Annotated in this window: 18 protein-coding genes; 16 read left to right on the forward strand and 2 right to left on the reverse strand. The window is 29.8% G+C overall.

Translation table 11 applies throughout. From position 1 onward, the window contains the following. Positions 1–12: 12 nt before the first annotated feature. Together BN8917_RS05670 and rpmE are read right to left on the reverse strand one after the other, a co-directional pair. Positions 13–1,122 carry an MGDG synthase family glycosyltransferase gene (locus BN8917_RS05670; RefSeq protein ID WP_066871757.1) on the reverse strand — a complete coding sequence of 370 codons (1,110 nt, stop codon included), beginning with the start codon at positions 1,120–1,122 and terminating at the stop codon, positions 13–15. A gap of 136 nt (positions 1,123–1,258) precedes the next feature. Further along, the gene (gene rpmE, locus BN8917_RS05675; RefSeq protein WP_066871760.1) at positions 1,259–1,462 is read right to left on the reverse strand and encodes a 50S ribosomal protein L31; all 204 of its coding nucleotides are present in this window, start codon (positions 1,460–1,462) and stop codon (positions 1,259–1,261) included. Positions 1,463–1,639: 177 nt separating this feature from the next. Between rpmE and BN8917_RS05680 the strand changes: the two genes are divergently transcribed. From BN8917_RS05680 to atpG, 16 genes are all read left to right on the forward strand, one after another. Beyond that, positions 1,640–2,218: a thymidine kinase gene (locus BN8917_RS05680; RefSeq protein WP_066871763.1), complete on the forward strand. Its 579-nt coding sequence runs from the start codon at positions 1,640–1,642 to the stop codon at positions 2,216–2,218. A 21-nt stretch (positions 2,219–2,239) separates the two neighbouring features. Beyond that, entirely contained in the window at positions 2,240–3,991 is a 1,752-nt protein-coding gene (gene prmC, locus BN8917_RS05685; protein WP_066871766.1) for a peptide chain release factor N(5)-glutamine methyltransferase, read from the forward strand. Between the two features lie 60 nt (positions 3,992–4,051). Continuing rightward, the gene (gene prfA / locus BN8917_RS05690; RefSeq protein ID WP_066871769.1) at positions 4,052–5,131 is read left to right on the forward strand and encodes a peptide chain release factor 1; all 1,080 of its coding nucleotides are present in this window, start codon (positions 4,052–4,054) and stop codon (positions 5,129–5,131) included. Positions 5,132–5,224: 93 nt separating this feature from the next. Continuing rightward, positions 5,225–5,827, forward strand: coding sequence for a hypothetical protein (locus BN8917_RS05695; protein ID WP_066871772.1), 603 nt, complete (start codon positions 5,225–5,227; stop codon positions 5,825–5,827). 5 nt (positions 5,828–5,832) lie between these two features. Further along, positions 5,833–6,885 carry an L-threonylcarbamoyladenylate synthase gene (locus tag BN8917_RS05700; RefSeq protein WP_066871775.1) on the forward strand — a complete coding sequence of 351 codons (1,053 nt, stop codon included), beginning with the start codon at positions 5,833–5,835 and terminating at the stop codon, positions 6,883–6,885. 91 nt (positions 6,886–6,976) lie between these two features. Beyond that, the gene (gene rpiB, locus BN8917_RS05705; protein ID WP_066871778.1) at positions 6,977–7,426 is read left to right on the forward strand and encodes a ribose 5-phosphate isomerase B; all 450 of its coding nucleotides are present in this window, start codon (positions 6,977–6,979) and stop codon (positions 7,424–7,426) included. A gap of 25 nt (positions 7,427–7,451) precedes the next feature. After that, positions 7,452–8,081 (forward strand): uracil phosphoribosyltransferase, encoded by a 630-nt coding sequence (upp, locus tag BN8917_RS05710; protein ID WP_066871781.1) that lies wholly within the window; start codon positions 7,452–7,454, stop codon positions 8,079–8,081. Positions 8,082–8,154: 73 nt separating this feature from the next. After that, entirely contained in the window at positions 8,155–9,309 is a 1,155-nt protein-coding gene (wecB, locus tag BN8917_RS05715; RefSeq protein ID WP_066871785.1) for a non-hydrolyzing UDP-N-acetylglucosamine 2-epimerase, read from the forward strand. A 244-nt stretch (positions 9,310–9,553) separates the two neighbouring features. Further along, positions 9,554–10,735 carry an acetyl-CoA C-acetyltransferase gene (locus BN8917_RS05720; protein ID WP_066871788.1) on the forward strand — a complete coding sequence of 394 codons (1,182 nt, stop codon included), beginning with the start codon at positions 9,554–9,556 and terminating at the stop codon, positions 10,733–10,735. A 567-nt stretch (positions 10,736–11,302) separates the two neighbouring features. Further along, entirely contained in the window at positions 11,303–11,656 is a 354-nt protein-coding gene (locus BN8917_RS05725; protein ID WP_066871791.1) for an ATP synthase subunit I, read from the forward strand. A gap of 55 nt (positions 11,657–11,711) precedes the next feature. Next, positions 11,712–12,386 carry a F0F1 ATP synthase subunit A gene (locus BN8917_RS05730; protein WP_066871794.1) on the forward strand — a complete coding sequence of 225 codons (675 nt, stop codon included), beginning with the start codon at positions 11,712–11,714 and terminating at the stop codon, positions 12,384–12,386. A gap of 67 nt (positions 12,387–12,453) precedes the next feature. Continuing rightward, a complete protein-coding gene (atpE, locus tag BN8917_RS05735) occupies positions 12,454–12,672 on the forward strand; it encodes an ATP synthase F0 subunit C (RefSeq protein ID WP_066871796.1) in 219 nt (72 codons plus the stop codon). 90 nt (positions 12,673–12,762) lie between these two features. After that, complete coding sequence (locus BN8917_RS05740) at positions 12,763–13,242, forward strand: F0F1 ATP synthase subunit B (protein WP_066871799.1); 480 nt, start codon at positions 12,763–12,765, stop codon at positions 13,240–13,242. A gap of 1 nt (position 13,243) precedes the next feature. Beyond that, positions 13,244–13,489, forward strand: a complete 246-nt coding sequence (locus BN8917_RS05745; RefSeq protein WP_066871802.1) for a F0F1 ATP synthase subunit delta — start codon at positions 13,244–13,246, stop codon at positions 13,487–13,489. 16 nt (positions 13,490–13,505) lie between these two features. Continuing rightward, positions 13,506–15,014, forward strand: a complete 1,509-nt coding sequence (gene atpA / locus BN8917_RS05750) for a F0F1 ATP synthase subunit alpha (RefSeq protein ID WP_066871805.1) — start codon at positions 13,506–13,508, stop codon at positions 15,012–15,014. Between the two features lie 48 nt (positions 15,015–15,062). Beyond that, positions 15,063–15,932, forward strand: coding sequence for an ATP synthase F1 subunit gamma (gene atpG, locus BN8917_RS05755; protein ID WP_066871807.1), 870 nt, complete (start codon positions 15,063–15,065; stop codon positions 15,930–15,932). Positions 15,933–15,954 lie beyond the last annotated feature (22 nt).

Genomic DNA, 15,954 nt, shown 5'->3' on the forward strand with positions numbered 1-15,954 from the left:
AAAAGAGCCCGTCTATTTAGAAGGGCTCTTTTTGCATAAATCATCAAATATTCTTATTGTATCTATTATTGAATAAGGTTCTGATAATCTTTGCATATTATCTTTTAATTCCTTTAATTTAGCTGGATTATCTAAAAGATTATCTAGTGCAGCATTAATATCTTTTGTATGTTTAACTCTAATAGCTGCATTTTCATCACAAAGGAATTTTGCATTCTCTGTTTCTTGTCCGGGAATCACAAAAGGAATTAACATAGGTAATGATTTATGTATTGATTCTGTTGTAGTTAATCCACCTGGTTTTGTAATTATAAGATCCATAGAATCCATAAGTTCTGAAATTGTATTAGTAAAGCCTAATATCTTAATATGTTTATTAGGAAATTTACTATCCTCATATTTTGTTTCTAACTTCTTTTTCAATTCTTCATTTTTACCACAAACAATGGTAATGTTCAGTTTATGTTTATTTAGAACTATCTCTTTTAAAACAGATGAGAGACCAGAAAGGCCCATACTTCCACCCATTAATAATATATTAAAATAATCCTTTTCTTCTTTAGCAAAATCGTATCTATGATAAAATTTTTGATTTACTGGTATACCAACTGGGAAAATTTTATTTTCATTTATACCAAGTGAAATAAGTTCTTTTTTTGAAAATTTGCTACCTGTTATATAAGCACTAATTTCTTTACTAAAATAAGTATAGTGAGGTCTGAAATCAGTAATTATTGAAACAGTAGGAACATTTATTAATCCTTTTCTTGTTAAAGCTCCTAAGATACAAACAGCTAGTGGATGAGTACAAGCTATTATATCAGGCTTATAATTATTTATATGTTCTAAAGTTTTATTTCTAGGGTTCCTCGAAAAGTTTTCTAAAAATCTATTAATAAATCTTAAATCACTCATTTTATAACAAATTCCATAAATAGCTGGGAAAACTTTAGCTGTTAATTCATATCCACCAACTATAAAATCATTAGTGGCTTTAGTTTCTTGTAAAAAATCAAAAATCTCAACATCATCATATTTATTTTTTAATATTTCTTTTAAAGATTTTGCAGCTTGATTATGCCCTTCACCTGTAGCGGTAGTTAAAATTAAAATTTTGCGCATAAAATTCACTCTTTCATCTAAATATAATTAATATAATACCATATAAATATTACAGATTATATAATTATTAAAATTTTTGTTAAGAAAAAAATGGGAAAGATAAATCTTTCCCATTTTATAATAATATTTTAAAATATTACTTAAGGTTGAATCTCTTGTTGAACTTGTCAACTCTTCCCCCAACATCAACAAGCTTTTGCTTACCTGTGTAGAATGGGTGGCATTTAGCACATATTTCAACTCTTAATTCTTCTTTAACTGAACCAGTTTCGAATGTGTTTCCACATGCACACTTAACCACTGTGTTGTTGTGGTATTCTGGATGTATGCCTTCTCTCATTATTTTCACCTCTTTAATTATCTTTTTTAGATCTAATCTGTGAACTTGTCACAACCAAAATAAAGTATAGCATAGTGATTTTGAATGGTCAATAGTTTAAAAAGAGGCACTTTTAAGTTATAATCGTTAAGGTAAAGAATTTTTGAAGTTAGTTTAATGTGGAGAGGGAGAGCTAATATGAGTAAATTATATTTTAGATATGGTGCTATGAATTCAGGGAAATCAACTCACTTAATGCAAGTAGCACACAACTATGAAGAAAGAGGCATGAACGTTATTTTAATTAAGCCAGCTACAGATAAAAAAGGTGGTAATAAAGTAGTTTCAAGACTTGGAGTAGAAAGAACAGTAGATGTATTAATTGACAGTAATGACAATATAATTAATAAATTAGAAGATTTTATGGGGAATAGAGAATTTCATTGTATAATAGTAGATGAAGTTCAATTTTTAAAAAAAGAACATATTGATCAATTATTTGAAATTGCAGTAAAAAAAGATATACCAGTAATTTGTTATGGACTTAGAACTGATTTCCAAATGAATGGATTTGAAGGAAGTGAAAGACTTCTTTTATTAGCACACAGTATAGAAGAGATGAAAACAATTTGTACTTGTGGAAGAAAAGCTATTTTAAATGGAAGAAAAATAAATGGTCAATATATATTTGAAGGGGAACAAGTAGCTATAGATTTAGTTGATAATATTGAGTATGAATCTTTATGTGCACAATGTTATTTTAAGCATAGAGGCTAAATTTTAAAAAGGGGAAATTAAATGAGTAAATGCCAAGTTGGGGGACAAGCAATTTTAAATGGAGTTGCTATGAAAGGCAAAAGAGGAATTGCTACAGCTATAAGAAATAAAGATGGCAGTATAGATTTAAGGCTTAAAAGATTATTTATAAGTGATAATGAGAAAGGCTTTAGGTCTTTTCCTTTTTTTAGAGGAATTTTTGCTTTTATTAATTCTCTTAAATCAGGAGTTGATACTTTTAATTTATGGGATGAAATAAAAGAGGACATATCAAAGGATGGGTTTATTTCTAAGATTGCAAAATATACAAAGAAAAGCAAAAGAGAAATTGTGTTAATGATGATAGAAACTTTAGTTTTTATATTGATTAGTTTTGTATTTATTGTATTACCTAGTTTGGTTACTTATATATTAAGAGAGTATACTTATAATAGTATTTTACTTTCAGCTATAGAATCATCTCTAAGTATTAGTATCTTACTTATATATTTACTTATTATTGGTAAGAATGATGATATGGAGCAAACATTTAGGTATCATGGTGCAGAACATAAAACGATATTTTGCTATGAGAAATCTAAAAAACTTACAATAGAAAATGTTAGAAAGGAAAAAAGACTTCATCCTAGATGCGGAACAAATTTAATATTTAATATTATAGTAAATAGTAATTTAGTGTTTATATTTTTACCATACGATTCTATTTTATATAGGATTTTATTTAAAATAATCCTTATCCCATTTATGATTAGTATATCTTATGAATTAATAAATTGGCTTGATAGAACTAATAATTTTTTTGCAAGAACACTTGCATTACCAGGCTTGAAGTTACAACTTTTAACTACAAGAGAACCTGATGATAAGGAGTTAGAGGTAGCGATATTAGCATTAAAAAAATCGGAGGGATTAAGAATAGAAAAAACAGTAAGAGAACTTTTAAATGAAGCTAATACAATTCTTAAGAATGCTAATATAGAAACATATATTTTAGATGCAAATCTTTTACTTGCACATGTGCTTAAAAAAGATAAGTTATGGCTTATGACAAATTCATTTGAAAGAATATTAGAAGAAAAAGAAAAAGAGTTTTTAGAATTAGTAAGAAAAAGAGAAAGTAAATATCCAATGGGGTACATCTTAGAGAAAACAGAGTTTATGGGAATAGATTTTACTGTAAAAGATGGTGTTTTAATACCTAGAGGTGATACAGAAGTACTTGTAGAGGAAGTATTAAAAAATATAGATGAAGATGAAAGTCTAGAAATATGTGATCTTTGTTGTGGAAGTGGAGCTATAGGTTTATCACTTGCTATGTTTAGAAAAAATATTAAAGTAGATTTACTAGATATAGATGAAAAACCAGAGCTTGTAACAAAAATAAATATAGAAAAACTAGATTTGAGTAATAGAGCGAAGTTTATTCATAGTGATTTATTTAAATCAGTTGAAGATAAAAAATACGATATAATTGCATCAAACCCACCTTATATAAGAGAAGAAGTAATAGATACTCTTATGGAAGATGTAAAAAATTATGAGCCACATTTAGCACTTTCAGGTGGAGATGATGGACTTATATTTTATAGAAAAATAATAAAAGATAGTGTAAATTTACTAAAGGGAAAGAAAATTTTAGCCTTTGAAATAGGACATGACCAAGGTGAAGATGTAAGTAATCTTATGAAGGAAAGTGGATTTGAAAATATTCATGTAATTAAAGATTTAGCAGGACTTGACAGAGTGGTCATTGGTAAACTACCTATTGAATAACATAAGAAGACTATGTTATAATAAAAAAATATGAAAATCTATATTACGGAGTGATAGAAAATGCTTGATAGATTAAATTTTATTGAAAATAAATATGATGAGCTGTCAGTTAAAATAAGTGACCCATCAATTATGGCAAATCAAAATGAGTGGAGAAAACTTTGTAAAGAGCATGCTGATTTAGAAGTTATAGTTAATAAATATAGAGAATATAGAAATACTTTAGAAGAATTAGAAGGAAGTAAGGAAATATTATCTGAAGAATCAGATCCAGAAATGAAGGAAATGATTCAAGCTGAAATTAAAGAATTAACAGAAAATAAGTCTAAAATAGAAGAACAAATACAAATTTTACTTCTACCAAAGGACCCTAACGATGATAAGAACGTATTCGTAGAAATTAGAGCAGGGGCTGGTGGAGATGAAGCAGCACTATTTGCAGCTAATTTATTTAGAATGTATACAAGATATGCAGAAACTAACAGATGGAAAATAGAGCTTATGAGTGTAAATGAAACTGATATTGGAGGTTTCAAAGAAGTTGTATTTATGATTAAAGGTGACGGAGCATATTCAAAGCTTAAGTATGAAAGTGGAGTACACAGAGTACAAAGAGTACCAGATACAGAAAGTTCAGGAAGAATTCATACATCAACTGCTACAGTAGCTGTTTTACCAGAAGTTGATGATGTTGAAATTGAAATCAACGATAAAGATATTAAGATAGATGTATTTAGAGCTTCAGGTAACGGTGGACAATGTGTTAATACAACTGACTCAGCTGTTAGAATTACTCACTTACCAAGTGGACTTGTAGTATCATGTCAAGACGAAAAATCACAGCTTAAGAACAAAGAAAAAGCTATGAAGGTTTTAAGAGCTAGATTATATGATATTGCTGAAAGAGAAAGAAATGAAGAAATAGCTGAGGACAGAAGAAGCCAAGTTGGATCAGGAGACAGAAGTGAGAAGATAAGAACATATAATTATCCTCAAGGAAGAATAACTGACCACAGAATAAAGTTAACTCTTTATAAATTAGATTCATTCTTAAATGGAGATATTGATGAAGTTATTAATGCTCTTATAACTGAAGATCAAGCTCAAAGAATGAAAAAAATGGGTAATACAGAGTTTTAATCCTTTTGAAGCCTTACATGAAAATGTAGGGCTTTAATCATATTATAAATTGGTGTTTTGGTATAATGAATATAAGATGAAGGAGAACTTAAAATGTTTATAGACAAAGCTGTTAAGAAGCAAAATGCATCCTATAGCAGATTTAATGTAGTTATGATTTTTATTTTTATACTATTACCTATAGCTGTTTTTGGTTTTGCTATTAATAAATTGTTTATTCTAATTCTTATCCTGCTTGAAGTAGCAATAGTAGCTTGTATGGTTATTATGAAGGAAAGAATGACTCTTAAATATACTTGTGAAGGAAATATTTTAAATGTAAAACAAAGTTTATTTAAGCCATTTAGAAAAACAATGTGTGATAAAATTAAATTAGTACATACAGAAAATAAATTAGATGATATAGAAATTGTTTTAGTGACTAATACTAGAATAGGGAATAGAAACTTTAGATTAATAGGAAAAAGCTTTGTAAGTAAATATCCTATGGCAGCTAAAGAGTATAAAAGACTTAAAACAATGTATCCTGATACAAATTATTTTTACACAGTGATAAAAAATGGAGGGTTAAGTAAATTCTATTTATTAGATGATCTTTACAGAAGTTGTGTTACTGCTGTATTCACAGAAGATGCAATAGAAAATATAAAAATTGCAAGATCACAAAAAGAATTTAAAGACTCTAAAAAGAGGTGATAAATATGGAAACTAAAAAAGCTTACATAGAAGATATAAATAAAGATAGTAAATTTTTAGATGAAGCTGCAAAGATAATTAAAGATGGTGGAGTTGTAGCATTTCCAACAGAAACAGTTTATGGACTTGGAGCAAATGCTTTAGACCCAGAAGCTGTAATAAAAATATTTAAGGCTAAAGGAAGACCTCAAGATAATCCTTTAATAGTTCATGTAGCATCAAAGGATATATCAGAATATGTAGAAGAAATACCAGAGCTTGCAGTAAAGCTTATGGATAAATTCTGGCCAGGTCCTTTGACTATGATCTTAAAGAAAAAAAGTATAATTCCAGCTACTACATCAGCAAATTTAGATAGTATAGGAATTAGAATGCCAGATAGTGAAATAGCACTAGAACTTATTAAAAGATCAGGAAAACCAATAGCTGCTCCTTCAGCAAATATTTCAGGAAGACCTAGTCCAACTGATATGGAAAGATGCATTGAAGATCTTGATGGAAAAATTGATTATATACTTGGTGGAGAAAGAAGTGAAGTCGGAGTTGAGTCTACAATTGTAGATTTAACAGTAAATCCTCCATGTATTTTAAGACCAGGTGGATTAACACTTGAAGATCTTAGAGAAGTAGATGAAAAAATATATATAGATAAAGCTTTACTAGAGGAAAAGGTTTCAAATAATTTAAAGCCTAAAGCGCCAGGAATGAAGTATACTCATTATTCTCCAAAAGCAAAAGTAAGAATAATTAGAGGAGAACAAGAAAAAGTACTTGAAAAAATTGGCGAGATGTTGCATAATTACAAAGATGAAGATTTAAAAGTAGGAATTATGGCAACCGATGAAACAAAAGATTTTTATAAAGATACTTTTGTTATAAGTCTTGGTAAAAGATCAAAGCCAGAAACTATAGCTAAATCTTTATTTGAAGCTCTTAGAAGTTTTGATGATGCAGGAGTAGATATTATACTTAGCGAATCTTTTGAAGAAAAAGGGATTGGCATAGCTATAATGAATAGATTAAAAAAATCTTCTGGATTTGATATTATAGATGTATAAGGGATACTAGTTTAGTTTTGAAAATTAAAGAAGGTAAAAATTTTACACTTCTTTTTTTTTATATATTATTTTAAATAGGAGGGCTTGATATATGAAGATAGCAGTAGGTTGCGACCATGGTGGATTTTTATTAAAAAATGAAATAGTTGCACATCTTGAATCAAAGGGAATTGAATTTAAAGATTTCGGAACTTATAGTGAAGAATCATGTGATTACCCTGATATATCAATAAAAGTTGCAGAAGCAGTAACATCTAAGGAATATGATTATGGAATATTAATATGTGGTACTGGTATAGGAATATCTATAGCAGCCAATAAAGTTCCAGGAATAAGAGCAGCACTTTGTTCTGATACATTTAGTGCTAGATTAACAAGAGAACATAATAATGCAAATATCTTAGCCTTAGGTCAAAGAGTAGTAGGATTTGGATTAGCCCTTGATATTGTTGATGCCTTTTTAGGGGGAGAATATGAAGGTGGAAGACATGAAAGAAGAATAGGAAAAATTACTTCAATAGAAGAAAAATATTCAAAATAATTTAAAGTCTTAGGAGGAATAGTAAATGAGTAAGGTTACACAAATAGCACATCCATTAATATTACACAAATTAACAATCATAAGAGATAAGAATACAGGTTCTAAAGATTTTAGAGAACTTGTAGAAGAAGTATCAATGCTTATGGCATATGAAGTTACTAGAGATTTACAAATGGAAGAAGTAGAAATTGAAACTCCTGTATGCGTAACTAGACAAAAAGTTTTATCAGGAAAGAAAATGGCTATAGTACCTATTTTAAGAGCAGGACTTGGTATGGTTGATGGAATGCTTAAATTAATTCCAGCAGCTAAAGTTGGGCATATAGGATTATACAGAGATGAAGAAACTCTTCAACCAGTAGAGTATTTCTGTAAGTTACCTCAAGATATAGCAGATAGAGATGTTATAGTTGTGGACCCTATGCTTGCAACAGGGGGTTCAGCAGCAGATGCTATTTCTCTTTTAAAGCAAAAGGGAGCAAAATATATAAGACTTATGTGTCTAATTTCTTCACCAGAAGGAGTTAAGGCTGTTATGGAAGCACATCCAGATGTAGATATTTATGTCGGAGCTATTGATGAAAAGCTTAATGAACATGGATATATTGTACCAGGACTTGGAGATGCTGGAGATAGATTATTTGGAACAAAATAGTGTATAATATTACATAGTGGGGTTTAATAAAAACTCCACTATTTATTATGATTAAATTGCAGGAGGCAGGAAAATGGATAAGATAAAGATTTTAACTATTTTCGGAACAAGACCAGAAGCTATAAAAATGGCTCCACTTGTTAAGGAATTAGAAAAAAGAGGAGAGATAGAATCAAAAGTATGTGTAACAGCACAACATAGAGAAATGTTAGACCAAGTTTTAGAACTATTTGAAATAAAGCCAGATTTTGATCTTGATATAATGAAAACAAGACAATCATTAACAGGTATAACAAATAGAATTCTTGAAGGATTAGAAGAGCTATTTGCAAAAGAAAAACCTGATATGATATTAGTTCATGGAGATACAACAACAACATTTTCAAGTGGTCTTGCAGCATTTTATCAACAAATAAGAGTTGGACATGTAGAAGCAGGACTTAGAACTTTTGATAAGTACTTCCCATTCCCAGAAGAAATGAATAGAAAACTTACAGGAGCATTAGCAGATTTACACTTCTCACCAACACCAGGTTCAAAAAATAACTTATTAAGAGAAGGTATACATGAAGAAGATATATATATAACAGGAAATACTGTTATAGATGCTATGGCTCATACAGTAGAAGATGATTATGTATTTGAAACAGAAGAGCTTAATAAAATTGATTTTAAAAATAAGAAAGTTATTATGGTAACTGCTCACAGAAGAGAAAACTGGGGAGAAGGAATTGATAATATTTGTGAAGCTTTAGGAAATATAGTTGATAACAATGAAGATGTAGAATTAGTATATCTTGTTCATTTAAATCCAGTTGTTAAAGATGTTGTTCACGCAAAGCTTGGTAACAAAGAAAGAGTTCATTTATTATCACCACTTGATACAAAAGAAACTCATAATTTAATGAATAAATGCTTTATGGTTATGACAGATTCAGGTGGACTACAAGAAGAAGCACCTCATCTTGGAAAACCAGTTCTAGTTTTAAGAGGAGTAACAGAAAGACCAGAAGCAGTTGAAGCTGGTACTGTTAAACTTGTTGGAACAAATGTAGAAGTTATAGTAAATGAAGCAAATGCTTTAATTAATGATGAAGCTTACTACAATAAAATGAGTAAGGCTGTAAATCCATATGGTGATGGTAAAGCATCAGAAAGAATAGTTGATGCAATACTTAAGTATTATGGTAAAAATGATAAAGAAGTAGAAGAGTTTGTAAGCAAATAATATTTTTATATTTAGACTGTCTAAAAATAGACAGTCTTTTTTTATGAATTTTATAAAAAATAAAAATTCATAAAATTTATATATAATTCTATTTTTATAAATTTAAGGAAACTATTTATTGGTATATATAAAATGATTAAATTCAATTGTGTTTTTTTTAACAAATCACTTGAATAATATACATTATATGGATATAATGTAATTGTATTTCAAATACAAAAAGGGTTTTAATGGGGGAGAAAAAATGAGAGATGTTGTAATAGTAAGTGCAGTTAGAACTGCTTTAGGTAGTTTTGGTGGAAGTTTAAAGGATGTTCCAGCAGTAGATCTTGGAGCTTTAGTAATAAAAGAAGCTTTAAATAAAGCAGGAGTAGCTTCAAATGAAGTTGATGAAGTATTAATGGGAAATGTTGTTCAAGCAGGACTAGGTCAAAATGTTGCAAGACAAGCAGCTGTTAAAGCTGGTCTTCCTGTAGAAGTCCCAGCTATGACTATAAATAAAGTTTGTGGTTCAGGACTTAGAACAGTATCACTTGCTGCACAATTAATTAAAACAGGAGATGTTGATGTTGTTGTTGCTGGTGGTATGGAAAATATGTCACAAGGACCTTATCTTTTAAAAACAGCTAGATATGGACAAAGAATGGGAAATGGTCAAATGATAGATTCAATGGTTAATGATGCCCTAACAGATGCATTTGAAGGTTATCATATGGGAATTACTGCAGAAAATATAGCAGAAAGATGGAATTTAACTAGAGAAATGCAAGATGAATTTGCAGCAGCATCCCAAGCAAAAGCTGAAGTTGCAATTAATGCTGGTAGATTTAAAGATGAAATAGTTCCTGTTGTAATTCCTCAAAGAAAGGGTGAACCAATAGTATTTGATCAAGATGAATTCCCAAGATTCGGAACAACTGCTGAAAAACTTGCAAAACTTAGACCAGCATTTAAGAAAGATGGAACAGTTACAGCAGGGAATGCTTCAGGAATAAATGATGGAGCAGCAGCAGTAGTTGTTATGAGTGCAGACAAAGCAAAAGAATTAGGCATTAAGCCAATAGCTAAGATTCTATCATATGGTTCAAAAGGGGTAGATCCTTCAATAATGGGATATGGTCCATTTGCAGCAACTAAGAGAGCTTTAGAAAATACAGGATTATCAGTAAATGATATGGATCTTATTGAAGCAAATGAAGCTTTTGCAGCTCAGAGCTTAGCAGTAGCTAAAGATTTAGAATTTGATATGAATAAAGTAAATGTAAATGGTGGAGCTATAGCGCTTGGACATCCAGTTGGAGCTTCAGGAACAAGAATACTTGTAACACTTCTTCATGAAATGCAAAAAAGAGATGCCAAGAGAGGTTTAGCTACTTTATGTATTGGTGGAGGAATGGGAACAGCGTTAGTAGTAGAGTTAATATAAAAATTTAGAATTTAAAAATTGAATAAAAAATATAATAATGTATAAAATAAGCCTATATTAATTTTAGGCTTATTTTTTTGTAATACAGTTAAAAAATTTATGAAAAAGTTAGAAAAATGAGAAAGTAATACAAAAAAATTAATAAAGATGATAAAAAAAGTTATAAAAATATGAAGTTATAAAAAAATATACATTCAATTTTATTGTTAGAGCATAAATTTCAAAATGATAGAATTTTGTAATATTAATTATTTGATTTTGAATAAATAATATTTTAACAAAAAAAATATTAAATTGATAAGAATTATTTATTTTAGCCATTATAGTAGAATATAATAAAAAATAAAAAAATCTGAATATTCTGAAAATTGAATTAAAAAATAAAAGTTAAATCTTTTTTAATGAAATTTAAAGGAAACATGACTAAAGAGAAGTTTTCTGCTTATAAATTTAATTTAATTTAATAAAATTGTCGAATATTAAAGAATTTAACCTATAAAGTGATTTTTAAAAAGTAGTGTTTAAGCATATAATATCAAGGGATATTAATCACTGTGGAGGTAAGAGGTGGACAAGAAAAATAAGGAAATGATTTTAAGTATTTCTAAGGTAGACATTATCTTAGCTATTGTTACAACTCTTATTATTTCCTTTATAGATTTTAGTTATGCAATGGCATTTTTTGTCGGAAATATAATAGCTGTTATAAATTTCACAGTTAATGCTTTAACAATTAACAGAGTTTTTAAAGGAAAAAAATCAGGGTTTATTATCCAGGCAAGCTTTATAATAAGAATGCTAATAATAATAGGTATAGCATTATTATTTAGGGCGAGCTGTGTAAACCTTATATTCTATTTAGTAGGGTTTATTTTTCATCAGTTAGCGATGTTCATTTATGCTAGAAAAGGTTTAAGCTAAAGTGAGCATTACTAGTGTTTTCTAAATATTTTTCAAAAGAGAGGGAGTGAATTAAATGAATATTTTTGCACCTATGTTTACTATCAATATAGGCGGAATAGTATTACCAAGTTATTTAATCATTCAGTGGATTATTATGTTACTTATAATAATTATAGGAGCTATTGTAGCAACAGGACTGAAGATGAAACCTAGTAAGAAACAAGCGCTTGTAGAATTATTCTATGAATATGTAGAAAAAATAGTATGTGGCAATATGGGGAAAAAAGGCGCAATATTCATACCATTTGTTGGAACATTGATGATTTACATATTATTACTAAACTATGTAGGTTTATTAGGAATGTCTCCTCCAACAAAGAATTTAAACGTTACCATCGGACTTGCATTAGCAGTGTTCTTTGTAGTTCACGGTAATGCAATTAGAGTTAATGGAATAGGAGGATACTTAAAGAGCTACGCTAGTCCTGTAGCTGGAATGTTACCTCTTAACTTAATGGAAAGAGCAATCTTCCCAGTATCATTAGCACTACGTTTATTCGGAAATATGTTAGCTGCTTCTATAACAGTTGAGTTAATATATGAAGGACTTGCTCATATTACTTGGGCAGCACAAATTGGACTTCCAATAATAGCTCATGGATTCTTCGATTTATTCGACGGAACAATCCAAATGATAGTGTTTGTAATGTTAACAGTTATAAACATTAAAGTATTAGCAGAGCACTAATACAAATATATAAATCAATATTAATAAACAAATCAAAATTAATTTAAATTGAGGAGGTATATCTATTATGGATATGACATTATTAGCATCAGGAATTGCAGTATTAGCAGGTATCGGAGCAGGAATTGGTATAGGAATCGCAACAGGAAAAGCTACAGAAGCAATAGCAAGACAACCAGAAGCATCAGATAAGATCCAAAGTTTATTCATCATGGGTGCTGGTCTTTCAGAAGCTACAGCTATTTACGGATTCGTAGTATCAATAATCTTATTATTTGTTAAATAATTTAAAGTAAAATAATTCAAAATTCAAAATTTAAAATTCAAAAGATTAATATTTATAGAGATATAATTGGTGAACTACGGAGGGATAAGTATGGAAATTAAATGGCAATCAATTTTAGCGGCTATAATTAACCTTGTTATTTTAGTGTTTATTTTAAGACATTTCTTCTGGGATAGAATTAAAAAAGCTATCGAAGAAAGACAAAATGCAATTAATGAAAAATTATTAAGTGCAGATAGAGCCAGAGAAGAAGCAAGTAAGTTAAAGGCTGAAAATGAAAGAATCTTAAGAGAAGCTCAAGAAGAAGGTAAGAAAATTATTGAAGCTAGAAAGAAATCAGCAGAAGAAATCTACAATAAGATAGTTGCAGATGCTCACGCAGAAGCTGAAAACTTAAAGATTAAAGCAAATGAACAAGTTAAGATAGATATTGAAAAGGCACAAGCAAACCTTAAGGAACAAGTTATTGACCTTGCAATAGTATTATCAAAGAAAGCTGTAGAAGGATCAATAGACGAAGCTAAACATAGCGCTATTATTGATGAATATATCGAGAAAGTAGGTATGTAATATGAATACAGCGACAAATCAAACTGTTAATGGAATTGTTAAAACAGTAGTTCCATTAACAGAAGAACAATTAACTAAATTATTAGCTAAATTAGAAGCTAAATTTAATAAGAAAATCTTATTAAAGCAAGAAATAGATAAAAGCATTATTGGTGGACTTTATATAGAAATTGACAATGAAATTATAGATGCAACTATAAGATCAAAATACCAAGAAATGAAGGGCTTAATGCTTAATAGAGATTAAAAGGTGGTGAGTCTATATGGAAATTAAGACAGAAGGTTTATCTTCAGAACTTAAAGATGACGTAAAAGGTTATGAAAAGGAAATTAAGACAATAGACTCAGGAACTATAATACAAGTTGGAGACGGAGTTGCTAGAGTTGACGGGCTAAAAAGCTGTATGCAAGGAGAACTTATTGAGTTCGAAAATGGTGCAGTTGGTATGGCTCTTAACTTAGAAGAAGATAATGTTGGGGTTGTATTATTAGGATCTGAAGAAGGTTTAAGACAAGGAGCTAGAGCAAAGAGTACTGGAAGAGTAGTGGAAGTACCAGTTGGTGACGCGATACTAGGAAGAGTTGTTGATGCTCTAGGAAATCCTATTGATGGAAAAGGTGCTATAAATAACGAAGGTTATAGACCAATAGAAACTAAAGCACCAGCAGTTCTTGAAAGAACTCCAGTTCATCAACCTATGCAAACAGGAATCAAAGCTATAGATGCTATGATTCCAATAGGAAAAGGACAAAGAGAACTTATCATCGGTGATGCAGGTACAGGTAAAACTACTGTAACACTTGATGCGATAATAAACCAAAAAGGTAAAAATGTTAAATGTATATATGTTGCAATTGGACAAAAACAATCAACAGTTGCTAATGTATACAACATATTAGAAGAAGCAGGAGCAATGGAATATACAACAATAGTTTCAGCATCAGCTTCAGAAGCAGCAGCTTTACAATTCATAGCACCTTATTCAGGAGTTGCTATGGCAGAACACTTCATGTGGAAAGGTGAAGACGTATTAATAGTTTATGATGATTTATCAAAGCAAGCAGTTGCTTATAGAACATTATCATTATTATTAAGAAGATCACCAGGTAGAGAAGCTTACCCAGGGGATGTATTCTACATACATTCAAGATTACTTGAAAGAGCAGCTAAACTTTCATATGAATTAGGTGGAGGTTCAATAACAGCTTTACCTATAATTGAAACTTTAGCAGGAGACGTATCAGCTTATGTTTCAACAAATGTTATTTCAATAACAGATGGTCAAATATTCTTAGAAAAAGGATTATTTGATGCAGGACAAAAACCAGCTGTTAACGTTGGTATTTCAGTATCAAGAGTTGGAGGAAGTGCTCAAACTAAAGGTATAAAGCAAGTTGCTAAAGGATTAAGACTTGACCTTGCACAATATAGAGAACTTGAATCATTCTCACAATTCGGAGCAGAACTTGATAAGGATACTGCTAGAAGAATTGAACAAGGTAAGAGACTTGTAGAATTATTAAAGCAACCACAATTTACACCAAGAGACCTTTCACAACAAGTATCAGCTTTATATGCTGGAGTTAACGGATACTTAGAAGATGTAAAAGTTGAAGATGTAACTAGATTCGAAAAAGAATTCTTAGAATTTATGAGTGATAATCATAGAGATATACTTGATTCAATAGATAAGGAAGAAAAACTTATTGAATCAGCTGAAGAAGACTTAAAGAAGGCAATAGTTGAATTCAAAAAAATATTTTTAAGATAAGCATAGCTATTTAGCTATGCCATCTTTTAAGATAGGAGGTGTACGTTAGTGCCAGCAGGAGGATTATTAGCTTTAAAGAATAGAATTAAAGGTGTTCAAACTACAAAGAAGACTACTAAGGCTATGTCACTTATTTCAGCTGCAAAGATGAAAAAGGCTAGAGTTAGACTTGAAAAGAACGAAGTTTATTTAGAAGCTTTAAAGCATACAGGAAATACAATATTTAAATATGCAGATACACCTGAAAGAAATATTTTTATGCAAGAAAATGGATATAAGAAAAAATTATTTATTATCTTAGCATCAGATACAGGATTATGTGGTGGATTTAATGGTAACGGAGCTGTTTATTTAGCACGTAAATATGAAGGTGAAAATATCTCAGCAATTTTATCAGGTAAAAGAGCTAGATATTATGCAAGTAAATATGATTTTAATGTAATTAAAGAGTATAAAGATCCTAATGATAGAATTACTATAAAAGAAGCTAGAGAGATGGTTGGAGATATAGTTGAATTATTCTTACATGAAGGATATGGAGAAATAAGTCTTGTTTATACTAAATTCTTTAGTGCGGCTAGTCAAAAAGTTGTTGAAGAAAGATTACTTCCATTTGTATTACCAGAAGCAGAAGATCCAGTAGCAGATTTAGACTTTGATTTAGAACCAAATTCAGCTGAAGCTGTAGAACAATATATAATGAGACAATTAGAAGCTCATTTTATAAATGCCGTATATCATTCAAAGGCTAGTGAACATAGTGCTAGAATGATGGCTATGGATAATGCTACAAATAATGCAGAACAAATGGCTGTAGATTTAACAGGTCAATACAACAGAATAAGACAAGGTGCTATTACACAAGAAATTGCCGAAATTATCGGTGGACTAGAAGCGATGAAGAAGAAGAAGAAATAATAATAAAAGAGGAGGTAGTTTA

Origin of the sequence: Clostridium mediterraneense (genome assembly GCF_900091705.1) — a bacterium.
Classification (GTDB): domain Bacteria; phylum Bacillota; class Clostridia; order Clostridiales; family Clostridiaceae; genus Sarcina; species Sarcina mediterraneense.